At 70.6% G+C, this 25,159-nt stretch carries 21 protein-coding genes; 4 read left to right on the plus strand and 17 right to left on the minus strand.

The features are described from left to right. Positions 1-298: 298 nt before the first annotated feature. From ffh to nsdA, 5 genes are all read right to left on the minus strand, one after another. Positions 299-1,849: a signal recognition particle protein gene (gene ffh, locus ACWCRJ_RS32135; protein WP_005479823.1), complete on the minus strand. Its 1,551-nt coding sequence runs from the start codon at positions 1,847-1,849 to the stop codon at positions 299-301. A gap of 150 nt (positions 1,850-1,999) precedes the next feature. Beyond that, complete coding sequence (locus ACWCRJ_RS32140) at positions 2,000-4,450, minus strand: [protein-PII] uridylyltransferase (RefSeq protein WP_450942593.1); 2,451 nt, start codon at positions 4,448-4,450, stop codon at positions 2,000-2,002. Between the two features lie 26 nt (positions 4,451-4,476). After that, positions 4,477-4,815, minus strand: coding sequence for a P-II family nitrogen regulator (locus ACWCRJ_RS32145; protein WP_003997576.1), 339 nt, complete (start codon positions 4,813-4,815; stop codon positions 4,477-4,479). After that, on the minus strand, positions 4,812-6,056 hold the full coding sequence (locus ACWCRJ_RS32150) for an ammonium transporter (RefSeq protein WP_450942620.1): 1,245 nt from the start codon (positions 6,054-6,056) through the stop codon (positions 4,812-4,814). The genes ACWCRJ_RS32145 and ACWCRJ_RS32150 overlap by 4 nt, the downstream gene beginning before the upstream one ends. A gap of 433 nt (positions 6,057-6,489) precedes the next feature. Further along, positions 6,490-7,965 (minus strand): transcriptional repressor NsdA, encoded by a 1,476-nt coding sequence (nsdA, locus tag ACWCRJ_RS32155; RefSeq protein ID WP_450942594.1) that lies wholly within the window; start codon positions 7,963-7,965, stop codon positions 6,490-6,492. Between the two features lie 439 nt (positions 7,966-8,404). Between nsdA and ACWCRJ_RS32160 the strand changes: the two genes are divergently transcribed. Further along, entirely contained in the window at positions 8,405-9,061 is a 657-nt protein-coding gene (locus ACWCRJ_RS32160; protein ID WP_450942595.1) for a bifunctional DNA primase/polymerase, read from the plus strand. Positions 9,062-9,168: 107 nt separating this feature from the next. Here ACWCRJ_RS32160 and ftsY read toward each other — a convergent pair whose 3' ends face one another. After that, positions 9,169-10,374, minus strand: a complete 1,206-nt coding sequence (ftsY, locus tag ACWCRJ_RS32165; protein ID WP_450942596.1) for a signal recognition particle-docking protein FtsY — start codon at positions 10,372-10,374, stop codon at positions 9,169-9,171. Between the two features lie 136 nt (positions 10,375-10,510). Between ftsY and ACWCRJ_RS32170 the strand changes: the two genes are divergently transcribed. After that, positions 10,511-11,482 (plus strand): LLM class flavin-dependent oxidoreductase, encoded by a 972-nt coding sequence (locus ACWCRJ_RS32170; protein WP_450942597.1) that lies wholly within the window; start codon positions 10,511-10,513, stop codon positions 11,480-11,482. Positions 11,483-11,609: 127 nt separating this feature from the next. Here the strand turns inward: ACWCRJ_RS32170 and ACWCRJ_RS32175 are convergent, their stop codons facing one another. The 4 genes from ACWCRJ_RS32175 to ACWCRJ_RS32190 all read right to left on the minus strand — a co-directional run bounded on the left by ACWCRJ_RS32175 (position 11,610) and on the right by ACWCRJ_RS32190 (position 18,042). Beyond that, positions 11,610-13,028 carry a sugar porter family MFS transporter gene (locus ACWCRJ_RS32175; protein ID WP_450942598.1) on the minus strand — a complete coding sequence of 473 codons (1,419 nt, stop codon included), beginning with the start codon at positions 13,026-13,028 and terminating at the stop codon, positions 11,610-11,612. Between the two features lie 212 nt (positions 13,029-13,240). Beyond that, positions 13,241-16,858: a chromosome segregation protein SMC gene (gene smc / locus ACWCRJ_RS32180; RefSeq protein WP_450942599.1), complete on the minus strand. Its 3,618-nt coding sequence runs from the start codon at positions 16,856-16,858 to the stop codon at positions 13,241-13,243. Between the two features lie 300 nt (positions 16,859-17,158). Further along, positions 17,159-17,359 carry a hypothetical protein gene (locus ACWCRJ_RS32185; protein WP_005479841.1) on the minus strand — a complete coding sequence of 67 codons (201 nt, stop codon included), beginning with the start codon at positions 17,357-17,359 and terminating at the stop codon, positions 17,159-17,161. Positions 17,360-17,760: 401 nt separating this feature from the next. Then, positions 17,761-18,042, minus strand: a complete 282-nt coding sequence (locus tag ACWCRJ_RS32190) for an acylphosphatase (protein WP_005479842.1) — start codon at positions 18,040-18,042, stop codon at positions 17,761-17,763. Between the two features lie 189 nt (positions 18,043-18,231). Here ACWCRJ_RS32190 and ACWCRJ_RS32195 point away from each other — a divergent pair, with 189 nt between their 5' ends. Together ACWCRJ_RS32195 and ACWCRJ_RS32200 are read left to right on the plus strand one after the other, a co-directional pair. Next, positions 18,232-19,218 (plus strand): CAP domain-containing protein, encoded by a 987-nt coding sequence (locus tag ACWCRJ_RS32195; RefSeq protein WP_450942600.1) that lies wholly within the window; start codon positions 18,232-18,234, stop codon positions 19,216-19,218. A 79-nt stretch (positions 19,219-19,297) separates the two neighbouring features. Next, a complete protein-coding gene (locus tag ACWCRJ_RS32200) occupies positions 19,298-19,738 on the plus strand; it encodes a winged helix-turn-helix transcriptional regulator (RefSeq protein ID WP_237547573.1) in 441 nt (146 codons plus the stop codon). On the opposite strand, the gene mutM is transcribed toward ACWCRJ_RS32200, so the two are convergent. The 7 genes from mutM to rsmD all read right to left on the minus strand — a co-directional run bounded on the left by mutM (position 19,711) and on the right by rsmD (position 25,082). Continuing rightward, the gene (mutM, locus tag ACWCRJ_RS32205) at positions 19,711-20,571 is read right to left on the minus strand and encodes a bifunctional DNA-formamidopyrimidine glycosylase/DNA-(apurinic or apyrimidinic site) lyase (RefSeq protein WP_450942601.1); all 861 of its coding nucleotides are present in this window, start codon (positions 20,569-20,571) and stop codon (positions 19,711-19,713) included. The genes ACWCRJ_RS32200 and mutM overlap by 28 nt on opposite strands. 434 nt (positions 20,572-21,005) lie before the next feature. Next, positions 21,006-21,824, minus strand: a complete 819-nt coding sequence (gene rnc / locus ACWCRJ_RS32210) for a ribonuclease III (protein WP_450942602.1) — start codon at positions 21,822-21,824, stop codon at positions 21,006-21,008. A 19-nt stretch (positions 21,825-21,843) separates the two neighbouring features. Continuing rightward, a complete protein-coding gene (rpmF, locus tag ACWCRJ_RS32215) occupies positions 21,844-22,017 on the minus strand; it encodes a 50S ribosomal protein L32 (protein WP_007493396.1) in 174 nt (57 codons plus the stop codon). 2 nt (positions 22,018-22,019) lie between these two features. After that, a complete protein-coding gene (locus tag ACWCRJ_RS32220; protein WP_005479851.1) occupies positions 22,020-22,673 on the minus strand; it encodes a YceD family protein in 654 nt (217 codons plus the stop codon). A 152-nt stretch (positions 22,674-22,825) separates the two neighbouring features. Further along, positions 22,826-23,899, minus strand: coding sequence for a cell division initiation protein (locus ACWCRJ_RS32225; protein ID WP_450942621.1), 1,074 nt, complete (start codon positions 23,897-23,899; stop codon positions 22,826-22,828). Between the two features lie 89 nt (positions 23,900-23,988). Continuing rightward, a complete protein-coding gene (gene coaD, locus ACWCRJ_RS32230) occupies positions 23,989-24,468 on the minus strand; it encodes a pantetheine-phosphate adenylyltransferase (protein WP_450942622.1) in 480 nt (159 codons plus the stop codon). A 26-nt stretch (positions 24,469-24,494) separates the two neighbouring features. Continuing rightward, entirely contained in the window at positions 24,495-25,082 is a 588-nt protein-coding gene (gene rsmD / locus ACWCRJ_RS32235) for a 16S rRNA (guanine(966)-N(2))-methyltransferase RsmD (RefSeq protein WP_450942603.1), read from the minus strand. Between the last annotated feature and the right edge of the window lie 77 nt (positions 25,083-25,159).

Raw genomic sequence — 25,159 nt, forward strand, 5'->3', positions numbered from 1 at the left:
GGGAAGGGGGACGGCCGGAGCCGTTCGGGGACGGCCTGGGAAGGTCTTCGAGACATCTGCCGACGCGGGTGTGAATGGTGTGAAGAAAGCGGGTCGGTAGCGCTTCGGGCTTGGCCAAATGCCGTACGGCAGCCATAGCCTGACGCATCGTCCAGGGGAACAACACATCTGCGTACGGGGGTTGCAACCACCAGCACCACGAGCGACATCACCACACATGCCGTCCACGCAACGGCACCCGGCGCCGCGCGCCCGGCCACACCCCCCGGCCGGCACGCGGCGTCCGCCGTATGGCGGGTCAGCCCATGAACTTCTTGAACTCGTCCGGCAGCTCGAAGTCCTGAGGGGCCTGCTGGCCCGGCAGCCCCAGAGCACCGCCCTGCGCTGCGGCGGCCCGGCGGGCGGCCTCCTCCTGCTCCTGCTGCTTGCGCTTCATCGGGTTGCCGGAGCGCTGCTTGCCCTTGGCCTGCTTGGGCTGCTTCTTGCTGCGACCCGGCCCGCCACCCATGCCGGGCATACCTGGCATCCCGGGCATGCCGCCGCCCTGAGCCATGCGGGACATCATCTTGCGGGCCTCGAAGAACCGCTCCACGAGGTTCTTCACCGCGCTGACCTCGACACCGGAACCCTTGGCGATGCGGGCGCGACGCGAGCCGTTGATGATCGTCGGCTCCTGGCGCTCGGCCGGGGTCATCGACTTGATGATCGCGGCCGTGCGGTCGACGTCACGCTCGTCGATGTTGTTGATCTGGTCCTTGATCTGCCCCATGCCGGGCAGCATGCCGAGCAGCTTGCTGATGCTGCCCATCTTCCTGACCTGCTCCATCTGGGCCAGGAAGTCGTCGAGCGTGAAGTCCTGCCCCTTCTTGGACGCCAGTTTGCCCGCCATTTTGGCGGCCTCTTCCTGGCTGAAGGTCTTCTCCGCCTGCTCGATCAGGGTGAGGAGGTCACCCATGTCGAGGATGCGGGAGGCCATCCGGTCCGGGTGGAACTGGTCGAACTCGTCGAGCTTCTCGCCGTTCGACGCGAACATGATCGGCTTGCCGGTGACCGAGGCGATCGACAGGGCGGCACCACCGCGGGCGTCACCGTCGAGCTTGGAGAGGACCACGCCGTCGAAGCCGACGCCGTCCCGGAACGCCTCGGCCGTGTTGACGGCGTCCTGGCCGATCATCGCGTCGACGACGAAGAGGATCTCGTCCGGGGAGACCGCGTCCCGGATGTCGGCGGCCTGCCGCATCATCTCCTGGTCGATGCCCAGGCGGCCGGCGGTGTCGACGACCACGATGTCGTGGACCTTGGACTTCGCGAACTCGATGGAGTCCTTGGCGACCTTGACCGGGTCGCCCACGCCGTTGCCCGGCTCGGGGGCGTAGACCGCGACGCCTGCGCGCTCGGCGACGACACTGAGCTGGTTCACCGCGTTCGGGCGCTGGAGGTCGCAGGCGACGAGGAGCGGCGAGTGGCCCTGCTCCTTCAGCCAGCGGCCCAGCTTGCCCGCGAGGGTCGTCTTACCGGCACCCTGCAGACCGGCGAGCATGATCACGGTGGGCGGGTTCTTGGCGAACCGCAGACGGCGGGTCTCGCCACCGAGGATCCCGACCAGCTCCTCGTTGACGATCTTGAGGACCTGCTGGGCCGGGTTGAGCGCCTTGGAGACGTCGCTGCCGAGTGCCCTTTCCTTGACGTTCTTGATGAACGTCCGGACGACGGGCAGCGCGACGTCCGCTTCGAGGAGCGCGATACGGATCTCGCGCGCCGTGGCGTCGATGTCCGCCTCGGAGAGGCGCCCCTTGCCGCGCAGGTTCTTGAACGTCGCTGAGAGGCGATCGGAGAGCGTATCGAACACGGCGGTGTCGGTCCTCGGAGTCGGGGGCAGGGTGGGCTGCCCTCCAGGGTATCTGTCTGGGTGTGGTCGGGTCTCCACCCCTGTGGATAGTCGTGAACGCAGCGGGACCCGCACGGGTACGGGGCCGGGCGGGCCCCGTACCCGTCGTGCTCAGCCGCGCAGGGTCTCCTCCAGCTTGCGCGCCACCGACGCCGCCTCGTCGCCCGGCAGCGGCGCCCCGTCCGTGCCCGTGACGTAGAAGGCGTCCACGGCGTTGGCGCCCAGCGTGCTGACGTGCGCGCTGCGCACCCGTACGTGCGCGTCCTCCAGGGCACGCCCGATCCGGTGCAGCAGCCCGGGGGCGTCCTGGGCGCGGACCTCGATGACCGTGGCGTGCCGGGAGGCGGCCGGGGCCACCGCGACGCGGGGCGGCGGTGCGACGACGCCCCGCCGCCGGGGATAGGCCGCGTCCCGCTCGGCCAGCCGCCCGGCGATGTCCAGCGACCCGTCCAGGGCCCGTACGAGGTCCGCGCGGAGTCTGGCCGCCTGGGGCAGCGAGCCGTACTCCGCGGCCACCCGCCAGTTCAGCAGCAGCACCGAGCCCTCGACACCGTCGGGCAGGCCGAACGTCCCGAGTTCGGCCGTGCGCACGGTCAGCCGGTGCATGGCGAGTACGCCGGCGACCGCCGGCAGGACGCCCGCCTGGTCGGGTACGGCGATGAGGAGTTCCACGCCGAGCGGTTCGGGATCGGCCTTCTCGTCCTTGTCGTCGGCGGCGGCCTCCGTCTGCGCGCGCAGCGACAGCACCGGCCCGCCCGTGCGGAACGCCTCGATGGCGAGCCGCTCCTGTTCGGCGCTGGTCTCCCCGGGCTCCGGCTCCTCGGGAGCGTCCCCGGCGAACAGCGCGTCGACCCGCTGCACCAGCTCGGACACGAGCGAGGCACGCCACGACGACCAGGCGGCGGGTCCGGTGGCCAGCGCGTCCGACTCGGTGAGCGCGTGCAGCAGTTCGAGCGTGCCCGGCGATCCGACGGCGTCGGCCACGGACCGTACGGTGGCCGGATCCTCCAGGTCGCGCCGGGTGGCCGTGTCGACGAGCAGGAGGTGGTGGCGGACGAGGGTGGCGAGTACCGCCACGTCCTCGCGGTCGAAGCCGATCCTGGCCGCCACGTCCCTGGCGATGATCTCGCCGGCGACGGAGTGGTCGCCGGGCCAGCCCTTGCCGATGTCGTGCAGCAGCGCGGCCACGAGCAGGAGGTCGGGCCGGTGCACCCGGCGGGTCATCTCGGAGGCCTGGACCGCGGTCTCGATGAGGTGCCGGTCGACGGTCCAGATGTGCACGGCGTTGCGCTGCGGCCGGCAGCGCACCCGCTCCCAGTCGGGCAGCAGATGCGTGATGAGGCCCTCGGCCTCCAGGGCTTCCCAGACGTCGACGGTCGGGCGCCCGGAACCGAGCAGGGTGACGAGCTGTTCGCGCGCCTCGGCGGGCCAGGGCGTCGGGAGCGGCCGGGCGACGGCCGCCAGGCGCCGTACGGCGTGCAGCGAGAGCGGCAGTCCGGCCTGGGCGGCCGCGGCGGCCGCGCGCAGGGGCAGCACGGGGTCCCGGTCGGGCTTGGCGGCCCGAGCGAGCACGACCTCGCCGTCCTGCTCGACGACGCCTTCGGCCAGCGGTGACCGCTCGGGGGCGGGCTTCCCGCCGCCCAGCATGGCGCGCAGCCGTGGCCGCACGGCGCGCGACCGGAGCACGCGACCCACTTCACGCCAGGTCACATCACTGGCGTACGAGATCACGCGGGCGGCCTCGTACACCTGGCGCAGCAGGGTGTCGGCGTCCAGCAGCCCCAGTTCGGCGGCGACCTGGTCCTGTTCCTGGAGCGCGAGCCGGTCCGTCGCGCGCCCGGTGGTGAGATGCAGCGCGTCCCGCACGTCGAGGAGCCGGCGGCGGGCGTCGGCGAGACCCTCGCGCGGGGCGTCGGCGAGCCATGAGGCGGCGACGGCGCGCAGGGCGGTGGCGTCGCGCAGCCCACCGCGCGCCTCCTTGAGGTCGGGCTCCAGCAGGTACTGCAGCTCCCCCTGCCGCTCGGCCCGCTCGGCGCACAGCTCCTGCAGTTCCGGGAGGCGTTTGGGCGCCTGGTTGCGCCAGTCGGCGAGGACGGAGGTCCGCAGCCCCGCGGTCAGGCCCAGATCACCGGCGATGTGGCGGGCGTCCAGCAGCCCGAGTTGCACCTTGAGGTCCTCGCCGGCCGTTCTGCGGGCCTCGGCGGGGGTGCGCACGGAGTGGTCGAGGGCCAGCCCCAGGTCCCAGACGGGGTACCAGATGCGGTCGGCCAGCGCGGCCACCGCCCGTTCGTCGGACCCGTCGTGCAGGAGCAGCAGATCGAGATCGCTGCGGGGCGAGAGTTCACCGCGCCCGTATCCGCCGACGGCCACGAGGGAGACCCCGCGCGGCTCGGCGGCACCCGCTCCGAAGAGGCCCGCGAGCCAGTCGTCGGTCAGCTCCGCGAGGGCCGAACGGCGCGGCGGCCCGGACTGCGCCTCCTCCTGGAGGAGGCGCAGCCGGGCCGCCGCATAGCCGCTGGGTCCCGAGTCCTCTGCATCCGTACGTACGTCCGTACTCGTCACCCAGCGACTCCTGTTCTTCTCTTCGATCAGAGCGCGTCCGGGCCGCGCTCGCCGGTCCGGACCCGAACGGCCGTCTCGACCGGGAGGGACCAGACCTTGCCGTCACCGATCTTGCCGGTGCGGGCGGCCTTGACGATGACGTCGATCAGCTGCTCGGCGTCGTCGTCCTCGGCGAGCACCTCGATACGGATCTTGGGAACCAGGTCCACCGTGTACTCGGCACCCCGGTACACCTCCGTGTGGCCGCGCTGCCGACCGTACCCACTGGCCTCGGTCACCGTAAGGCCGTGGACCCCGAAGGCCTGCAGGGCTTCCTTGATCTCGTCGAGCCGGTGCGGCTTGACGACGGCGGTGATCAGCTTCATGCCTCGACCTTCTTGCTCTCAGGGGCAGCGACGCTGCTCGGGGTGCTGCTGGAGATGTGCGAACCGGCGGCCGAGGAGAAGTCGTACGCGGTCTCGGCGTGCAGGGCCTGGTCGACACCCGTGACCTCGTCATCCTCGGACGCCCGGAAGCCGATCGTCTTCTGGATGGCGAAGGCGATGAGCCAGGTCACCACGAAGGTGTAGCCCATGACCGAGAAGGCGCCGGTGGCCTGCTTGCCGAACTGGTCCAGGCCGCCGATCCCGTCGGTGGCCAGGAAGCCGACCATCAGGGTGCCGAGCACACCGCCGACCAGGTGGACACCGACGACGTCGAGGGAGTCGTCGTAGCCCAGCTTGTACTTGAGGCTGACGGCCCAGGAGCAGACCGCGCCGGCGACGATGCCGATCAGGATGGCGCCGAAGGCGTTGACGTGACCGCCGGAGGGGGTGATCGCGACGAGGCCGGCGACGGCGCCGGAGCAGGCACCGAGGGTGGTGAACGCGCCGTGACGGATGCGCTCGTAGATCAGCCAGCCGATGATGGCCGCGGCCGTCGCGATCTGCGTGTTGATGGCCATACGGGCGGTCGTGCCGTCGACACCGAGCCAGGAGCCGGCGTTGAAGCCGAACCAGCCGAACCACAGCAGGGCGGTGCCGATCAGGACCAGCGGCAGGCTGTGCGGCCGCATCGGGTCCTTCTTGAAGCCGATCCGCTTGCCGACGACGAGGACCGCGGCGAGGGCGCCGATACCGGCGTTGATGTGGACCGCGGTACCACCGGCGAAGTCGATGACGCCCATGTCGAAGAGCCAGCCGCCCGGCGCCCAGACCCAGTGCGCGACCGGGAAGTACGCGAGGGTGACCCAGAGCGCGACGAAGATCATCCAGGCGCTGAACTTGACGCGGTCGGCGAGCGCGCCGCTCATCAGGGCCGGGGTGATCACCGCGAACAGCATCTGGAAGAGGATGAACGAGAACGCGGCGATCTGGTGCGGCTCGCCCTTGGCGTTGGTGACGAAGCTGTCGACCGTGCTCGTGACGTCGATGCCCTTGAGACCGATGGCGTCGAGGTTGCCGATGAAGTGGCCGACGTCACCGCTGAAGGCGAGCGAGTACCCGAACAGCACCCACAGGATGCTGACGATACCCAGCGAGATGAAGGACATCATCAGCATGTTCAGCACGCTCTTGGCACGGACCATGCCGCCGTAGAAGAGCGCCAGGCCCGGCGTCATCACCATGACGAGCGCCGCACTGATCAATACGAATCCGGTATCTGTGCCGTTCAATGCCGGTATCTCCTCGTGGTCGGAACGGCCCGTGCGGATGCGGAAGCTGGGGAGCTATCGGGGAGGGCCGACTGTGCTGAGGAGACTGACGCAGCACCGTTTCGCCGGGAGTTTGGAAATGTTTCCCGGACGTGACGAAGGCACCCATCACGTTACAGACAGGTGAAACGTGAATCGCGGAGGATGCATCCCGTGTGGGGCCCAGCCTCTGCGGGGCCCTTCGCGGATAACGGTTTCGTATCCGATGGAACTTCCGGTGGAGCCGCCCCGAACGGACCGGCCACGGCAGACCATCCGATGACCTGGCATGGGGGAGCCGAGTCGGGCAGTCGGGATGGCCGGCCGTGGCCGGAGCAGGGGTGGCCCGCGGAGCGCGGGGCCGGGGTCAGACCGCCTCGGCGGTCTCGGGGAGGTGGACGGCGAGCTGGTCGGTGAGGTCCACGACCTCGGCGAGACCGCCGAACTCCTGTACGGCCGTGTCGACGGTCTTGCGGATACGGGTGTTCACCCGCTCCGAGCGCACCTTCTTCGCGGTCTCCATGGCCTGCTTGGCCATGTCCGCCCCCTGCTCGGGCTCACGCTGGAGCAGATGCACGGTGGCCATGCCGATGAGGTTCAGCGCGTAGGACCGCTGGTGTTCGGTGTCCGTGGAGAACAGCTCGACGGCCCGGCGCATCACGGGCTCGGCGAGGGAGGCGTAGGCGGGGCTGCGGCCGGCGACGTAGGCGAGGTCGCGGTAGGAGTGGGAGTTCTCTCCGTGCAGTTCGGCCTCGTTGAAGAAGCGGATCCAGTCGGGGTCCGGGTCGTCCCACTCCTCGGCGTCGGCGAAGACGTCCTCGGCCATCCGCACGGCCCGTTTGCACTTTCCGGGCTGGCCCATGTTGGCGTAGGCGCGGGCCTCCATCGCATACAGCATCGACTGGGTGCGCGGGCTCGCGCACTCACGGCTGCCGTACTGGGCGAGATGGATCAGTTCGAGGGCGTCGTCGGGCCGGCCGAGGTGGATCATCTGGCGGCTCATGCTGGACAGGACGTACGAGCCGAGGGGCTTGTCGCCCGCCTCCTTGGCCGCGTGGAGGGCGAGGACGAAGTACTTCTGCGCGGTGGGCTGCAGGCCGATGTCGTAGCTCATCCAGCCGGCCAGCTCGGCCAGCTCGGCGGCGACCTTGAACAGCCGCCGGGTGGTGGCCTCGGGCTGGGGCTCCTGGAGGAGGTCGGTCACCTCGTGCAGCTGACCGACGACGGCCTTGCGGCGCAGACCGCCGCCGCACTGGGCGTCCCACTGCCGGAACATCACGGTGGTGGATTCGAGGAGGTCCAGCTCCGGCTGGGAGAGCCGGCCGGCGCGGCGCGCGGCGGCCGACGGCTCGGGCTCCGCGCGCGGGGCGGCGGGAGCGGGGACGAGCCAGCGCTGCATCGGCTCGATGAGGGCCGGGCCCGCGGAGAGGGCGAGCGAGCTCCCGAGGAAGCCGCGCCGCGCCAGCATCAGGTCGCTGCGCGAGAACTCGCTGATCAGCGCCACGGTCTGCGGGCCCGTCCAGGGCAGGTCGACACCGGAGACGGAGGGGGACTGATGGGCCGCGCGCAGCCCCAGGTCCTCCACGGCGACGACGCAGCCGAACCGCTCGGAGAACAGCTCGGACAGGATCCGGGGAATCGGCTCGCGCGGGTTCTCGCCGTCGAGCCAGCGCCGTACGCGCGAGGTGTCGGTGGAGATGTGGTTGGCGCCGAGCTGACGCGCCCGACGGTTCACCTGCCGGGCCAGCTCGCCCTTGGACCAGCCGCTGCGGACGAACCACGAGCCCAGGAGTTCGTTCGGGCGCTTCTCAGCGTTCGTACCACTTCCGCCGTTGCCGCCCACTGGAACGCCCCCATCCCTGAAACCACCTGTGCGCTGTGTGCGCCAAGCCCTAACAGAATGCCGGTTACCCCGCCGTACGTCCGACCCCCGTCACCCATCGAACGGAAAGACGACTTGCCTCCGGCATACTCACGAGCGCGGGCGCCCCCAAGTCCCGTGCACTCAAAGTAGTCCTACGATCACGCGTCCGGCCACGGCGATTCCGGAAACGCCACCATTCGCCACCCCTTCGAATGAACCTACGGTCGCCCGTACGCGATTCACTTGACATCAGACGGCCAGGAGTGGGCGGAGCGATGCATTCAGGGGCGCGCGCCATCGAGCGCGCCACCGGGAGCGCGGTAGTGCGCCGCCCACGCGGAGCGCCCGCGCGGAAGCAGAGCGTCGCCTTCCGACTCCGTCGCGTAACCACCGGCGCGCTGGACCCGTTGGAGGGGGCATGGGCTTCACGATCGGCGGCATTCGGGAGATGCGATCCGGCACACGTCGGCGCGGCCGTTCCTCGGAGTGCACGGCTGTGGCCGAGTACACCGGGCTCTGGGGATGGGATGTCGTCCCCGGCGCGCGGACGGCTTCGGGCGCGTGCTCGTGCGGCAGGACGACCTGCTCCGCGCCCGGCGCGCATCCACTCGATTTCGCTGCCCCCGTCCGCGCCGGAGCGACGCTCGACGAGGTGACCGCGGCCTGGGCCGAGTTCCCCGGCGCCGCCGTAATGCTGCCGGCGGGCCGCTCCTTCGACGTGATCGAGGTCGCCGAGTCCGCGGGCCGGCACGCACTCGTGCGTCTCGAACGCATGGGCCTGCCCGTCGGCCCCGTGATCGTCACCCCCGAGGGCCGCGCCCACTTCTTCGTCGCCCCGGGCTCCGCCGCCGAGCTGTCCACGCTGCTCTACCGCATGGGCTGGGACGACCCGTCCGCTCTCGACCTGCGCGGGCTCGGCCCCGGCAGCCATGTCACCGCCCCGCCCTCCGACCGCGGCGGCCTCGGCCCGGTCAGCTGGCTCCGCTCCCCCGACCTCGACTCGGCGACGAAGCCGCCGGCCGCGCGCCTGCTGCTGGGGACCCTGGCGTACGTGGCCCACCGGTCACGGGCCTGACCTCGGCCGCCCCTGGTACGTACACGGCGAAGCGCCCGTCCCCGACTCCGTCTCGGGGGCGGGCGCTTCGTCGAGCGCCTACGACATCGCGTAAGTGGTCCGCGGGGTCATTCGCCGATGAGCGCATCCACGAACGCCTCCGGCTCGAACGGCGCCAGGTCGTCCGCGCCCTCTCCCAGCCCGATGAGCTTGACGGGCACGCCCAGCTCGCGCTGGACCGCGATGACGATGCCGCCCTTGGCGGTGCCGTCGAGCTTGGTGAGGACGATGCCGGTGATGTCGACGACCTCGGCGAAGACGCGGGCCTGGACGAGACCGTTCTGACCGGTGGTGGCGTCGAGGACGAGCAGGATCTCGTCCAGCGGCGCGTGCTTCTCGACGACCCGCTTGACCTTGCCGAGCTCGTCCATGAGACCGGTCTTGGTGTGCAGCCGGCCGGCCGTGTCGATGAGGACGACATCGGCGCCCTCCTCGATGCCCTCCTTGACGGCGTCGAAGGCGATGGAGGCGGGGTCGCCGCCCTCGGGACCGCGCACGGTACGCGCCCCGACCCGCTCGCCCCAGGTCTGCAGCTGGTCGGCGGCGGCGGCCCGGAAGGTGTCCGCGGCACCGAGGACGACGTTCTTGCCGTCGGCGACGAGGACGCGGGCGAGCTTGCCGGTGGTGGTGGTCTTGCCGGTGCCGTTGACGCCGACGACCATCACGATGCCCGGGGTGTCGAGCGGCGAGTCGGTGTTGACCGCGCGGTCGAACTCGGGGACGAGGATCTTCAGCAGTTCCTCGCGCAGCAGGGTGCGCAGCTCGGCCGGGGTACGGGTGCCGAGGACCCTCACCCGCTCGCGCAGCCGTTCGACCAGCTCCTGGGTGGGCTGGACGCCGACGTCGGCGGTGAGGAGGGTGTCCTCGATCTCCTCCCAGGTGTCGTCGTCGAGGTGCTCGCGCGAGAGCAGCGTGAGCAGCCCCTTGCCGAGCGCGTTCTGCGAGCGGGAGAGCCGGGCCCGCAGCCGCACCAGACGGCCGGCGGTCGGCTCGGGGATCTCGATCGCGGGAGCCTCCACGACCGACGGCTCCTCGACGGCGACGGGCGGGGTCGCCGTGCCGTCCGGGAGGTCCACCTCCTCGATCGTTCTGCGCGGCTCGTCGCGCGGGGTCTCGGCCTCGTCGCCGACGTGCGGCTCGGCCGGAGGGGCGGTGATGTCGGGTGTCGTGGGGGGCGCCGGGGGCAGCGATTTCCTCTTGCGGCCGCCTACGACGAGCCCGCCCAGCACGCCGAGCACGACCACGGCGATGACTACAGCAAGGATGAGTTCCATAACGGCACCAGTATGCGGGACCACCCCGCGCGGTGTTCGGTCGCCGTACGGGGGCACGCTGCCCTTCCTCGCCCCTGGATACCTGACGAGCCGTCAGCTAACGTCCCCCTCCACAGTCGCCCGAAGGGGGTCCCCCATGCCCGTCACGGTCGTCCGTTTCAATCTGGTCGAGCCCGGCGCCACGCCCGCCTCGCTCCGGGCCCGCTACCGGGCCGCCCTGGAGATGGCCGCGTACGCCGATGAGCAGGGCATCTCCACCATCCAGACGGAGGAGCACCACGGGGTCGAGAACAACTGGCTGCCGTCGCCGTTCGTGTTCGCGGGAGCCGTGTTCGGGGCCACCCGTCGGATCGCGGTCACGGTGTCGGCGGTGATCGGCCCGCTGCACGACCCGCTGCGGCTGGCCGAGGACATCGCCGTACTGGATCTGGTGAGCGGCGGACGGCTGGTGACCGTCGCCGGGATCGGGTACCGGCCGCAGGAGTACGCGCAGTTCGACGTCGACTGGAAGAGTCGCGGGAAGCTCCAGGACGAGGTGCTGGAGACGCTGCTGCGGGCGTGGACGGGTGAGCCGTTCGCGTATCGGGGGCGCACGGTCCGGGTCACCCCGCGTCCGGGGACCGAGCCGCATCCGCTGCTGCTGGTCGGCGGCTCGTCGAAGGCCGCTGCCCGCAGGGCGGCCCGGCTCGGGCTCCCCTTCTTCCCGAGCGCGCACCTGCCGGAGCTGGAGGCGTACTACAAGGAGCGGCTCGTGGAGTACGGCACCGAGGGGTGGACGATGATGCCCGCCGCCGAGACCCCGCTGCTGCACGTCGCGGAGGATCCGGACCGGGCGTGGGCCGAGTACGGCGCGCACTTCCTGCACGAGGCGCGCACCTACGCCTCCTGGCAGTCGGCCGGCATCCGCTCGGCGGTGCGGTCGGGGGCGGCGACGGTGGCGGAGCTGCGGGCGGAGGGCGTGTACCGGATCGTCACGCCGGACGAGTGCGTGGCGCTGGGCCTGGACACCTACGTCCTGCATCCGCTGGCCGGCGGGATGCCGGTCGAGGAGGGCCGGCGGGGGCTGCGCCTGTTCGCCGAGCGGGTGCTGCCGCGTCTCGACGGCTGAAGCAACTCGGCTGCCGAGCAACTCGGCTGCTGAGCAACTCGGCTGCTGAGCTCGAAGGGGTACGAGGAGAGGGGCGGCGGGGATGTGGCCCCTCTCCTCGAACTCGGGGATGCGGGTGGCCGACGGGCTAGCCCATCTCCTCCAGCGCCTTGCCCTTCGTCTCCTTCACGAACTTGAGCACGAAGGGGATGGAGAGCGCGGCAAAGACCGTGTAGATCACGTACGTCACCGAGAGGTTCCAGTCGGCCAGGGACGGGAAGCTGGCGGTGATGGCCCAGTTGGCGATCCACTGCGCGGAGGCGGCCACGCCCAGGGCGGCGGCACGCAGCCGGTTCGGGAACATCTCGCCGAGCATGACCCAGACGACCACACCCCAGGAGAGGGCGAAGAAGAGGACGAAGACATGGGCTGCGACCAGGGCGACCCAGCCCTGCGTGGCGGGGAGCTTGCCGTCGACGAGGTCGAAGGAGAAGGCCCAGGCCTCCAGCGCCAGGCCCACGACCATGCCGACGGAGCCGATCAGGGCGAGCGGCTTGCGGCCGATCCGGTCCACGAAGATCATCGCGATGACGGTGCCGACGATGTTGATGATCGAGGTCGTGAAGGAGTAGAAGAACGACTCGCTCGGGTCGACGCCGACGGACTGCCAGAGCGTCGCGGAGTAGTAGAAGGCGACGTTGATGCCGACGAACTGCTGGAAGACCGACAGTCCGATGCCGATCCAGACGATCGGCTTGAAGAGGAAGCTGCCGCCGAGCAGGTCCTTGAAGGTCGACTTGTGCTCGCGGTGCATGGCCGACTCGATCTCGGCGACCCGGGCGTCCAGGTCGACGTCCTTGCCCTCGACCTCGGCGAGCACCTCACGGGCGCGCTCGTCCCTGCCGACGGAGATCAGGAAGCGCGGGGACTCGGGGATCGCGAAGGAGAGCAGGCCGTACAGCACGGCCGGGACGACCATGACGCCGAGCATGATCTGCCAGGCCTCCAGGCCGAGCAGCTCACCGCGCTGGTCGCCGTCGGCGGCGTTCAGGATGCCCCAGTTGACCAGCTGGGAGATGGCGATACCGACGACGATCGCGGCCTGCTGGAACGAGCCGAGCCGTCCCCGGTAGGCGGGCGGGGCGACCTCGGCGATGTAGGCGGGGCCGATGACCGACGCCATGCCGATGGCGAAGCCGCCGACGATCCGCCAGAAGGCGAGGTCGTACAGCGCGAAGGGGAGCGCCGAGCCGACGGCGCTCACTGTGAAGAGGGCCGCCGCTATCTGCATGCACCGGATACGGCCGATGCGGTCGGCTATCCGGCCGGCCGTGGCCGCGCCGACGGCGCAGCCGATGAGCGCGACGGCGATGACCTGGGCCAGAGCCGTGGAGCCGATGTCGTAGCGGTGCCGGATGGCTTCGACGGCGCCGTTGATCACGGCACTGTCGTAGCCGAAGAGGAAACCGCCCATCGCGGCCGCCGCCGCGATGAAGATCACGTGCGAGAGATGGTCGGGCTGGCCTTCGCGCGCTCCTGACTTGGACGTCTGCGCAGTGCTGGTCACGTGGGGGAACCTTCCGCTTTGAAGGTAAAGGCAACGCCGCAGAGAATATGCCTTCAAGTTTCGAAGTCAATAGAGGGGTAGGGGATGCCTTTGTGGGGGATGCGGCGAGCCGGTGAGGAGTTTGGATTCAAGTATTGAAGAGACTGAACCGAGACCCGGTACAGACGCGGGGAACCCCGCGACGGCGCTCGTCTACCCGTGGACCGGAACGGCTAACGCAGCCGCTGGCTGATGACCTTCGACACACCGTCACCCTGCATCGACACGCCATACAGCGCGTCGGCGACCTCCATCGTCCGCTTCTGGTGGGTGATCACGATCAGCTGTGAGGCCTCCTGCAGCTCCTGCATGATCCGGATCAGCCGCTGCAGATTGGTGTCGTCGAGGGCCGCCTCGACCTCGTCCATCACATAGAAGGGGCTGGGGCGGGCCTTGAAGATCGACACGAGCATCGCGACGGCGGTCAGCGACCGCTCACCGCCGGAGAGCAGCGACAGCCGCTTGACCTTCTTGCCCGGCGGCCGGGCCTCGACGTCCACGCCCGTGGTGAGCATGTTGTCCGGGTCGGTGAGGATCAGCCGCCCCTCCCCGCCGGGGAAGAGCCGGGAGAACACCCCCTCGAACTCCCGTGCGGTGTCCCAGAAGGCCTCGGTGAAGACCTGCTCGACGCGTTCGTCGACCTCCTTGACCACCTGGAGCAGGTCGGCGCGGGTCTTCTTCAGATCCTCCAGCTGCTCGCTGAGGAACTTGTGCCGCTCCTCCAGCGCCGCGAACTCCTCCAGCGCCAGCGGATTGACCTTGCCGAGCTGCTGGTATGCCCGCTCGGCCGCCCGGAGCCGCTTCTCCTGCTCGGCCCGGTGGAAGGTCTTCGGCTGGTTGCGGGGGTGCTCCGGGTCCTCCGGCAGCTCCTCGCCCTCGGCCGGCGGCGACGGCGGTACGAGCTGGTCGGGCCCGTACTCCGCGACCAGCCCCTCCGGCTCGACGCCCAGCTCCTCCAGCGCCTTGGTCTCCAGCTGCTCGATCCGCATCCGCTTCTCGGCGCCGAGCACCTCTCCCCGGTGGACGGAGTCGGTCAGCTTGTCCATCTCGGCCTTGAGATCGCGCCCCTCGCCACGGGCCCGCGCGAGCTCCTGCTCCCGGCGCGCCTTGGCGGCGTCGGCGGCGGTGCGTTCCTCCGCCGCCCGGGCGAGGGAGACCTCGACATGGCTGAGCAGTTGCCGGGCGCCGGACGCGACGGCTTCGGCGACGGCCGCCTCGTGCCGCAGCCGGGCTCTGCGCTGCTCGGCGCGCGCCCGCGCCTCGCGCTCGGCGCGCGCGGCCCGGTCGAGCGAGTCCGCGCGCCCCGCGAGCCCCTTGACCCGCTCCTCGTGCGTCCGCACCTGGAGCCGGGCCTCCATCTCGGTCTGGCGCGCGTTGGCCCCGTCCGCCGCGAGCCGGTCCCGTACGGAGGTGTCCGGCTCCTCCTCCACGGGCATCTCCTCGGCCACCGCGAGCCGTTCGGCCAGTTCCTCGGCTTCCTCCATGGCCCTGTCGAGCGCGTCCTGGGCGCGTACGGCGGCGGCCGTGGACCGCTCGGCCTCCCCGGCGGCGCCCCGCGCCTGCCCGGCCAGCCGCCCGAGCTGCTGGGCGACCGCGGACTTCTCCCGCTCGGCAGCCCGGCGCCGCTCGCCCAGCTCCTCCACGAGCGCGGCCCGGTCCCGCCGCGACTCGACCGCGCTCCGCTGGACCTCGGCCAACTCCTCGCACCGTACGGCCAGTTCCTCCAACTCCGCCGCCGCCTCGTCGACGGACGCCTGCACCTCCAGCAGGCTGGGCGCGCCGGCGGACCCGCCGTGCGCGAAGTGCGCCCCGAGGAGGTCGCCCTCGGCGGTGACGGCGGTGAGGTCGGGGCGCGCGTAGACGAGCTCCTCGGCGTCTTCGAGGGTGTCGACCACGACGACGCGGTGAAGCAGGCGGCGTACGGCGGGCATGAGGTCGGAGGGGCCGCGGACGAGGTCGGCCGCGACGTGTGCGGTGGGGGACGCGGGGAGCGGCCGGGGCCCGCGCGCGGCTTCGCCTAGACCGGTCGCGCGGTCCCCCGCGTCCCTCCGGGACGGCTCCGGGTCCTCCGGTGCCCCCGCCAGCAGCAGTGCGGCCCGCCCCGCGTCCTGTTTGCGCAGCAGACGGATGGCCTCGGCGGCCGAGGCGGGGGTGGTCACGGCGATCGCGTCGGCCGCCGCGCCGAAGGCCGCCGCCAGGGCGACCTCGTGGCCGGGAGTGACCGTCAGCAGCCCGGCGGCCGGCCCCAGCAGACCACCGAGCCGGTCCTTCGCGGCGAGCAGCGCGCCCGTGCCGTCCTTGCGGCGCAGGCCCAGCGCGAGGGCTTCATGGCGGGCCTGGGTGGCGGCGCGGCGGCGCTCGACGGTGGTGGTGGCCTCCCGGGCCGCGGTGACGGCGGACTCGGCCTCGGCGAGGGCGCGCTTGGCGGCGTCGTGCAGCTCGGCCAGTTCGGAGTCGCCGGCGTCGAGGCCGTCGACCTCGGCCTGCAGCGCCTCGTACTCCTCCTGGGCGGTGACGGCACGCTCCTGTGCCTCGTCACGGGCCGCGGCGAGCCGGTCGATCTCGGCCTGGGCGGAGGCCGCACGAGAGCGGGCGGCGTTGACCTGGCCGTTCAGCCGGGCGAGGCTCTCGCGGCGGTCGGCGATGGACCGGGCCACGTCCTTCAGCCGGCGCTCCTCGACCATCAGTTCGCGCTCCAGCTCGGCCCGGTGCTCGACCGTGTCCTCCAGGGCGCGCTCGGCCGCCTCCAGGGCCGCTTCGAGTTCGGCCTCCTGTTCGCGGACGCGGGCGGCCTCGCGCTCCATGTCCTCGGGGTCGCGGCCGCGCCGCTCCTCGGGGGAGGCGGACGTGGCGCTCTTGACCCGGGCGTCGGCCAGGGAGATCGTGCCGCGCACGCGTTCGGCGAGCTGCGACAGTTCGTACCAGGTCTCCTGGGCCCGCTGGAGGCGCGGGGCCAGCCGCCGTACCTCGCCCTCCAGTTGGGACTCGCGCAGGAGCGCCTTCTTCAGCTCGGTCTCGGCGGCCTCCTTGCGCGCTTTGAGCGCGGCCTCGTCGGCGACCTCGGTGCGCAGCGCCGCCTGGAGCCGTACGAGGTCGTCGGCCAGCAGCCGCAGCCGTGCGTCCCGCAGGTCCGCCTGGATGACCGCGGCCCGGCGGGCGACGGCGGCCTGCCGTCCCAGCGGCTTGAGCTGGCGGCGGAGTTCGTCGGTGAGGTCCTGGACGCGGGCCAGGTTGGCCTGCATGGCGTCCAGTTTCCGCAGCGCCTTCTCCTTGCGCTTGCGGTGCTTGAGGACTCCGGCGGCCTCCTCGATGAAGGCGCGGCGGCCCATGGGGTCGGCGTGCAGGACGGAGTCGAGCTGGCCCTGGCCGACGATGACGTGCATCTCGCGGCCGATGCCGGAGTCGGAGAGCAGGTCCTGGATGTCGAGGAGGCGGCAGGTGTCACCGTTGATCTGGTACTCGCTGCCGCCGTTGCGGAACATGATCCGCGTGATCGTGACCTCGGCGTACTCGATGGGCAGGGCCCCGTCGGAGTTGTCGATGGTCAGGGACACCTCGGCGCGGCCGAGCGGGGGGCGCCCGGTGGTGCCGGCGAAGATGACGTCCTCCATCTTGCCGCCGCGCAGTGATTTCGCGCCCTGTTCGCCCATGACCCAGCTGAGCGCGTCCACGACGTTGGACTTGCCCGAGCCGTTCGGTCCGACGACGCACGTGATGCCCGGCTCGAACCGGAGCGTGGTCGCCGAGGCGAACGACTTGAACCCGCGGAGGGTCAGGGCCTTGAGGTGCACGCCGCCGGACTCTACCTTCCGGCCTTGTCCCACTCCATGAACGCGCGGTTTCGCACATGAACGTGCAGGGCACATCAGACGTTAAGGAGTGTGAGGAAGTTCGGGGGTTCTTCTGCAGTCTTCCGGGGGTCGTCGGTCTTCGGACACGTCAAGGAGTCGGGCGTCGGTCAGGGACGCCGGTCGAGGGGTCGGGAAAGAAAGAAGGGACGCCTCGTGAGAAGGCGTCCCTTGCAGATCTGACAACTTAGCGGTTGATACGGGCAGCCCAACCACTGCTGTCTGTCGTGTGCGATGCAGTGATCAGGTGAGCGCAGGCTCCGCCTGGCGTGCGTCGAGCTCCATGAGCGAGTCGTGAGAAGCGGCAGCCGTCAGCGCGTCGTTCTCCGCCTGGATGCGTCCGAGCTCGGATTCCAGGTCCTGGACACGCTGCTGGAGCCGTCGCATCTCGGCGAGGAGTCGCGGGTCGGAGCCGCCGACGTAACCGAGAAGCGCCTTTGCCATGATGGATGGTCCTCCACACTGAGTGACCGACCGAAGCGGTGTGGGTCGTGAGGGAATCGCACCCGCGATGCTTGGCACTGTTGAGTTTTTGCTGCCGTCTTCATGCCAAACAGCTAAGGTGCGCGGGGTTGCTTTTAGCGTCTCACCAAAAAGTTTGACGGTCAACACGATCACGCCCCGCATTGACGGGCATCCCTCTGCCGCGCGGCCCCGAGCGGGCGACGCTGCGGCGGTTCGGGGACCTCTCCTGACCGGCGGAGCGAGGGGATCATCGTCTCTTCGGAGAGTGCCATGACAAACCCGCCTTGGCAATCACCTGCACATTTCTGTTGTGTGCATGCTCCTGGCATATGCCGGTGGCGCACCGCTCCCCCTCACCCAGCCCGCTCCGCACGACACGGTCAGCGGATGGCGAAGCCGTCGTAGCCCCCTCGGGGTGTGTCCCAGATCTCGGTGACGCCGTCCACGCGCCCGGGCGTGTCGTCACTCTGGAGCCACCCCAGGAGCCCTTCGCACGCCTCGCGGGGGCCTTCGGCGACCACCTGGACCCGTCCGTCGGCCAAATTGAGAGCAAAACCACTCAGTCCGCCGATCTCCAGCGCCCGAGCCCGCGTGAACCAGCGGAAACCCACCCCTTGCACCCGTCCGCGGACCCAGGTGACCAGCCGTACATCCTCGCTCATGCCTGCACGCTAACGGGCCAATGTCCCACGGGTCTCTCCCTCCCCCGGCGCCATGCTGTACCGTCCCGACCCAATGAATCTCATATGAAACTCACTCCTTCGTGTGAGATTCGTGAAGGCGACGATCACAACGTTGACAACACCCCCAACGTTGACGCAGGACACCGCAAGGACGAGGAAGGCCAAGACATGGGACGCCACCGACGCTCCGCCGCCGGCCGCGCCGCCAGGGGGGGCCGCGCCGCCGGGGTCACCGACACGGGCTTCACTTCCGAAGAGCCCCACTACGGTCCGGAGAACCTGTACGGGTTCGCCGCGGTCCTGGAGGCCGACGCCCAGGCCGCAGCGCGCGGCGGTGGCTCGCGCCGCCGCAAGAAGCGGACCGTGACCCCGGTGAAGACCGGCCTTCTCGGTGTCTCCGCCGCCGTCGCCCTCGGCACCGTCGCGGTGGCCACCGGGGTGCTGCCGGGCGGCGACAAGTACGCGGTCAGCGGGGGCAGCAGCAACGAGACGGTGGTGCCCGCCGGCTCGCCGACCGGTGCGGCCACCCAGCAGGGCGGTACGGACGGCGCCGCGCAGGAACAGCGCGAGGACGAGTCCACCAGCCGTGACGCCGAGCGCGAGGCCTCGCCGTCCAGCACCCCGGCCCCCTCGCGGACCCCGTCCGAGAAGGCTCCTTCCGACAAGGCGGGCAAGGGCTCCGGCTCCGAGAAGACCAGGACGCCGTCCTCCGAGCCCACCAAGGAGAAGGGCAAGGAGAAGGAGAAGGAGAAGACGTCTCCGGTGGAGATCTCCACCGAGACCCAGGCCGAGGCCGCGGTCCTCCTGCTCGTCAACGAGGAGCGGGCGAAGGCCGGCTGCAGCCCGGTGGCGGCCGACAGCGACCTTTCCCGGCTGGCCGAGACCTTCAGCAAGGACATGGCGCTCCGCGCCTTCTTCGACCACACGGACCCCGACGGCGCCGACCCGTGGGACCGTGCGGCGGCCCTCGGGATCACCGGGCTGGGCGGCGAGAACATCGCCCGCGGCCAGGCCACCGCCGAGGCGGTCATGGAGGCCTGGATGAACAGCCCCGGCCACAAGGCGAACATCCTGAACTGCGACTTCAAAACCCTCGGCGTCGGTGTCCACCTGGGCGACGGCGGACCGTGGTGGACGCAGGACTTCGGCTACTGAGACATCGCCCGGAAGACACCCGCTAACCAGAAGTTAGTGCGACCTTCTGGTTAGCGCTGCGTCGGAGTATGCTCGGCGTATGGAATCAGCCGCGCAGAGTGCCGTGACGCCCGCGCAGGCCGCCGCGGGCGCGGACGCCTGGAACCTCGATCAGCTGGCCTTCGACGTGTTCGCCAGGAACTGCCCGTCGCGGGGCACCCTGGAGCACATCACCGGCCGCTGGGGCGGACTCACGTTGGGCGCGTTGCACGACAGCTCGCTCCGGTTCAACGAGCTGCGGCGCCGCGTCGACGGCGTCAGCGAGAAGATGCTCTCCCAGACCCTGCACGCCCTGGAGCGGGACGGCCTGGTGCACCGCGAGGCCCAGCCCACCAACCCGCCCCGCGTCGACTACAGCCTCACTCCGCTCGGCCGCGAGGTCTCCGAGCGCCTGCTGTCCCTCATCACCTGTGTGGAGGACCGCATGGAGGACGTGCTCAAGGCCCGTGCGCGCTACGACGAGGCGCGCGGGGCCCGCTGACACGTCGGGCAGAAGTAGCTGGACCTGTTCATCCAGGGCCGCCGCCGCATCGGTGTGGCGCAGCGGCGGCAGGGCAGGCCCTCGCGGCCGTACGCGTCCAGTGAGCGGTCGAAGTACCCCGACTCGCCGTTCACGTTGACGTACAGGCTGTCGAAGCTCGTGCCGCCCACCGCGAGGGCCCCGTTCATCACGTCCCGTACGTGGCCGAGGAGTTCGGTGGTGCGGGGGCGGGTGAAGCCGGCGGTGGGGCGCTCGTAGTGCAGCCTCGACCGCCAGAGCGCCTCGTCGGCGTAGATGTTGCCGACCCCGCTGATCAACGACTGGTCCAGCAGGGCCCGTTTGATGGTCGTACGCTTCCGACGCAGCGCCTGGTGGAAGGCCTCCGCGTCGAACAGCGGGTCGAGGGGATCGCGGGCGATGTGCGCGATGACGTCCGGCAGGCCGTCGGGGGTGGTGTCGTGCAACGACAGTCCGCCGAAGGTGCGTTGGTCGACGAAGCGGAGTTCGGTGCGGAGGTCGTCCGCGAAGCGGACGCGGATCCTCAGGTGCTTCTCGTCCGCCGTCTCGTGCGGCTGCACGAGCAGTTGGCCGCTCATGCCGAGGTGGGCGAGGACGGCGATCCCGGTGTCCTCCACAGGCAGCCACAGGTACTTGCCGCGCCTGCTGGGCTCCCCGATGCGGTGGCCCTTCAGCCGGAGCGCGAAGTCCTCCGGGCCGGCCAGGTGACGGCGGATCGCCCGGGGGTGCAGCACCTCGACGTCGGCGACGGTGCGGTGCGCCACCCAGCGCTCCAGGCCTCGGCGGACGACCTCGACCTCGGGGAGTTCTGGCACGGGGTCCTCCGGAGGTTGGGCGGGGGGGTGGGGGGTTGGTGGTGTCGTGAGTCGGGTGCGGGTGTGTGGGGCTTCTCGCGCAGTTCCCCGCGCCCCTGAAAAGCAGGGGCTGCGCCCCTTGCTTTTCAGGCCCGTAGGCCGTGGCCTTCGGGCCCGTAGGCCGTGGCCTTCGGGCCCGTAGGCCGTGACCTTCAGGCCCGTAGGCCGTGACCTTCAGGCTCGCAGACCGTGACCTTCAGGCCCGCAGACCGTGACCTTCAGGCCTGTAGGCCGTGACCTTCGGGCCCGTAGGCCGTGACCTTCAGGCTCGCAGGGTCCGGGCTTTCAGGGGCGCGGGGAACTGCGCGAGAAGCTCCCGGCCACCCGCACTCGACAACACACCGAAACCGCCCCCGCGTCCCCTCGCGGGGGCCCGGGGGCGGCAGCCGTCGGTGTCAGGCCGGGGCGGCGTCCGAAGGAGTCTCGACGGATTCGTCGGGTACGAGCGCCGCGGCCTCGGCCGCAACCTTCGCCCGCTCGTCCGCCGCGGAGCGGATCGCCCGCCAGGCGGACTCGGCCGCCTGCTGCTCCGCTTCCTTCTTGCTGCGGCCGGTGCCGGTGCCGTACGAGACGCCTCCGACGCGGGCGGCAGCTGTGAAGGTCTTCTCGTGGTCGGGGCCGGTCTCCGTGACCAGGTACTCGGGCACGCCGAGCCCCTCGGTCGCGGTGAGCTCCTGGAGACTGGTCTTCCAGTCCAGGCCGGCTCCGAGATTCGAAGACTTCTCGATCAACGGGTCGAACAGGCGATGCACCAGCTCCGCCGCCGAGTCGAGCCCCTGGTCGAGATAGACCGCGCCGATCACCGCTTCGAGGGTGTCGGCGAGGATGGATGCCTTGTCCCGGCCACCCGTGCCCTCTTCACCGCGGCCGAGCCGGATGAAGGAACCGAGGTCGAGCCCGCGGCCCACCTCCGCCAGCGCACGAGAGTTGACCACCGCGGCCCGCAGCTTGGCCAGTTGGCCTTCGGGCAGGTCGGGGTGGGTGCGATACAGCGTGTCCGTGACCACCAGACCGAGCACGGAGTCCCCGAGGAACTCCAGGCGTTCGTTGGTGGGCAGACCGCCGTTCTCGTACGCGTACGAACGGTGGGTCAGCGCACGCACCAGAAGGGCGGACTCGAGCTTGTAGCCGAGCCGCCCTTCCAGAAGCGTGTGGGACGAGGCTGTGTTCTCCGCCTTTTTCTTGGCGTTGGTCTCCGCCTTGGCGTCAGACATAGAGCCTCTCACCAGCCGCTCAGACCTCGAGGACCTGGCGCTTGTTGTAGGTGCCGCAAGACGGGCACGCGATGTGCTGCAGCTTGGGCTCGTGGCAGCGCTCGCACGCAACCAGGGTGGGGACCGCAGCCTTCCACTGCGACCGGCGGTGGCGCGTGTTGCTGCGCGACATCTTCCGCTTCGGAACAGCCACGGCTACTTCTCCTGCTTCTCGTCGACGTGCGCTGATGGAAGCGCGCCGCCGCTCAACTCGTCCTTCTCGCCATCTTCGAGTGAACCGGCGAGTCCCTGCAGTGCCGCCCAACGGATGTCGACGGCGTCGTGGTGGTGGTCCGGGTCGTCCGCCAGCCGCGCTCCGCACTCGGAGCACAGGCCGGGGCAGTCGTCCTGGCACACCGGCTGCATCGGCAGTGCGAGCACCACCGCATCGCGCAGCACGGGTTCGAGGTCGAACAGGCCGTCCTCGAGGAAGAGCCTGTCCTCGTCGTCCTCGGCGTCGGTGTCGGGCTCCGCGATCACGCGGCCCCGCTCATCGGCGTCGGGGTACGAGAACATCTCCTGGAAGTCCGCTGCGAGCTCCAGCTCCAGCGGCTCCAGACACCTTACGCACTCCCCCTCGGCCAGTGCACGGGCGGTGCCTGTGACAAGCACCCCTTCCATGACCGACTCCAGACGGAGTTCGAGCTCCACCGGGGCGCCTTCCGGCACTCCGACGACCCCTTTGAGGCCGAGATCCTTCGGAGCGTCGACCGAGCGCGTCAGGCGCTGTTGCGCACCGGGCCGCCGACCCAGCTCGTGCGTGTCGAACACGAGGGGGTTGCGGTGGTCGAGGCGGGCGTTCAGAGCCATTTCTGCTTTCGATCTTCGGGACTCGGAGGAGGAGCGCCGCCCCTGGTGTTCCGGGCAGCGCTCGATCGCGGGCGTCTGTTGCGGACAGCATGAACGCACTCGCGACCGAACATCCAGGATACTGGACCTTTCGCCATCGGCCCAATCCGCTGTCAGCGGCCCTGTTCGTACCGGCGCAACTGCTCTGCCGTGATCATGGTGGTGTCGAAGAGGCTGGTCTCGTCGAGCACGTTCGCCTGCTGCTGCGCGTATCCCTGCTGGTCCTGCGGCACCTGGTCCTGGTGCCCCTGGTTCGGGTCGTACGCGGGCTGCTGGGGGTAGCCGGCCGCGTACGGGTCGGCCTGCTGGTAGCCGTAGGGGTCCGCGGCCTGCTGGGGCTGGGCGTACTGCTGCTGGTAGCCGCCGTACGGATCCTGCTGGTACGCCGTCGCCTGGTAGGAGTCCTGCTGCCCGCCGTACGACTGCTGCTCCGGCGCGGGCCGGGACTGCTGGGCGGGGGTGTCGGAGAGGTTGGCGAGCTCGGCCAGGTAGTCGGCGTCGCTGGTGAGCTGCGGGGAGGTGCCGTCGTCGTGCAGGGCGAGGGCGCCGAGGTCGTCGGTGGCGATCCGGCCGTGGAGCTTCTGCCGGCCCCGGCCGACGGCCTCCAGGGTCTTGGCGAGGACCGCCTCGAAGGCGCCGAGCTTGGCGTCGACGTAGGCGTCGGCGTCCTTGCGCAGCGTCTCGGGGTCCTGACTGCGCTCGGGGGCGTCCTCGTCCGCGTAGCCCCGCTCGTCGAGGCCGGGGCCCGTGCCGAGGAGCTTCTCGCGGCCGCGGCCCACGGAACCGAGGGTCTTGGTGAGGACGACCTCGAAGTTGGCGAGCTTGGAGTCGACGTAGTCGTCGGCCTCGGCGCGGACCTCCTCGGCCTCCTGGCGGGCCTCGCCGAGGATGCGGTCGGCCTCGTTCTGGGAGCGGCGGGCGACCTCGGTGTCGGAGATCAGGGAGCCGCGCTCGGCGTGCGCGTTCGCGACGATCCGCTCGGCCTCCTGGCGGGCCCGCTCGACCATGTGGTCGCGGTCGCCGATCAGCTCGCGCGCCTGGGCGAGGGAGTCGGGCAGGGCCGCGCGCAGTTCGTCGAGCAGGGAGAGCAGTTCGGCGCGGTTGACCACGCACGAGGCCGACATGGGCATGGATCGGGCGCCGGAGACCACCGAGACGATCTCGTCGAGCTTCTTCTGCACGTCCACCGTGTGGTCCACCGTGTGCTCGCCACTCTCTACGACTGTGTTGGAGACGGTCGGGTCGACTGTACGGCCAGCGGGGGAGGTTCGTCCGCTCAGTCCTGCTTCAGGCGTTCGCCGAGGGCTTCGAGGACGAGCGGGGGCACCAGGTGGGAGACGTCGCCGCCCCAGGTCGCGACCTCCTTGACCAAGGAGGACGACAGGAAGCTGTAGGTGGGGTTGGTGGGGACGAAGAGGGTCTCCACGCCCGACAGGCCGATGTTCATCTGGGCCATCTGCAGCTCGTAGTCGAAGTCGCTGACCGCGCGCAGGCCCTTGACGATGGCCGGGATGTCGCGCTGCTTGCAGAAGTCGACGAGCAGGCCGTGGAAGGCCTCCACCCGCACGTTCGCGTACTCGGTGGTGACCTGGCGGATCAGCTCCATCCGCTCCTCGACCTCGAAGAGGCCCTTCTTCGACTTGTTGATCATCACCGCGACGTAGACCTCGTCGTACAGCTTGGAGGCGCGGCCAATGATGTCGAGGTGTCCGTTGGTGATGGGGTCGAACGACCCGGGACAGACGGCACGGCGCACTTGGGCTCCCTCGATCTCCGGTCCGGTCATCGTGCGTCTTCGCACGGAGAGGCGGCGCGACCGTACCAAAACGTTCCCTCGCCGTAGCGACGGGCCCTGATGGCGTCGAAACCGGTCGGCCAGGCGAATTCACCGCCTCTGGTGCTGCGCTCCACGGTGACGAGGGCTTCGCCGTCGAGCCAGCCCCCGGTACGGAGTGTGAGCAGGATCTCTCGAAGATCGTCGTCCGGGACGGCGTACGGGGGGTCGAGGAAGACGAGGCCGTACGGCTCGTCCGGGGCCGGCCCCTGGACGATCTGCTCCGCTTTGCCGGATCTCACCTCGGCGCCGGGGAGGCCGAGCGATCTGACGTTGTCCCGGATCGTGCGGGCCGCTCGCGCGTCGGCCTCGACGAGGAGGGTGTGGCCGGCGCCTCTGGAGAGTGCCTCCAGGCCGACGGCGCCCGAGCCGGCGTACAGGTCGAGGACCCGCTCGCCGTGCAGCGGGCCGCCGAGGAGGGATTCCCAGGTGGAGAAGAGGCCCTCGCGCGCGCGGTCGGAGGTGGGGCGGGTGCCGTTGCCCGGCGGGACGGCGAGGCGGCGTCCGCCGGCTGCGCCGGCGATCACGCGGGTCATCTTGGGTCCTTGGGGAGGAGGAGGCGACAGTGGGTCCAGTCTGGCAGTCGGAGGTGAGGGGCGCGTTGTGCCGTGGG

It is taken from the genome of Streptomyces sp. NPDC002324 (assembly GCF_053593335.1).

Excerpts from the sequence above, each read along its gene's own strand:
- ACWCRJ_RS32170 (WP_450942597.1), top strand. The coding sequence starts at position 10,511 with ATGCCCGTCACGGTCGTCCGTTTCAATCTGGTCGAGCCCGGCGCCACG.
- rsmD (WP_450942603.1), bottom strand. The coding sequence starts at position 25,082 with ATGACCCGCGTGATCGCCGGCGCAGCCGGCGGACGCCGCCTCGCCGTC.
- ACWCRJ_RS32200 (WP_237547573.1), top strand. The coding sequence starts at position 19,298 with ATGGAATCAGCCGCGCAGAGTGCCGTGACGCCCGCGCAGGCCGCCGCG.
- ACWCRJ_RS32185 (WP_005479841.1), bottom strand. The coding sequence starts at position 17,359 with ATGGCAAAGGCGCTTCTCGGTTACGTCGGCGGCTCCGACCCGCGACTC.
- ACWCRJ_RS32195 (WP_450942600.1), top strand. The coding sequence starts at position 18,232 with ATGGGACGCCACCGACGCTCCGCCGCCGGCCGCGCCGCCAGGGGGGGC.
- ACWCRJ_RS32220 (WP_005479851.1), bottom strand. The coding sequence starts at position 22,673 with ATGGCTCTGAACGCCCGCCTCGACCACCGCAACCCCCTCGTGTTCGAC.
- ftsY (WP_450942596.1), bottom strand. The coding sequence starts at position 10,374 with ATGGAACTCATCCTTGCTGTAGTCATCGCCGTGGTCGTGCTCGGCGTG.
- ACWCRJ_RS32145 (WP_003997576.1), bottom strand. The coding sequence starts at position 4,815 with ATGAAGCTGATCACCGCCGTCGTCAAGCCGCACCGGCTCGACGAGATC.
- ACWCRJ_RS32160 (WP_450942595.1), top strand. The coding sequence starts at position 8,405 with ATGGGCTTCACGATCGGCGGCATTCGGGAGATGCGATCCGGCACACGT.
- ACWCRJ_RS32150 (WP_450942620.1), bottom strand. The coding sequence starts at position 6,056 with ATGGTGATGACGCCGGGCCTGGCGCTCTTCTACGGCGGCATGGTCCGT.
- rnc (WP_450942602.1), bottom strand. The coding sequence starts at position 21,824 with ATGTCTGACGCCAAGGCGGAGACCAACGCCAAGAAAAAGGCGGAGAAC.
- ACWCRJ_RS32190 (WP_005479842.1), bottom strand. The coding sequence starts at position 18,042 with ATGAGCGAGGATGTACGGCTGGTCACCTGGGTCCGCGGACGGGTGCAA.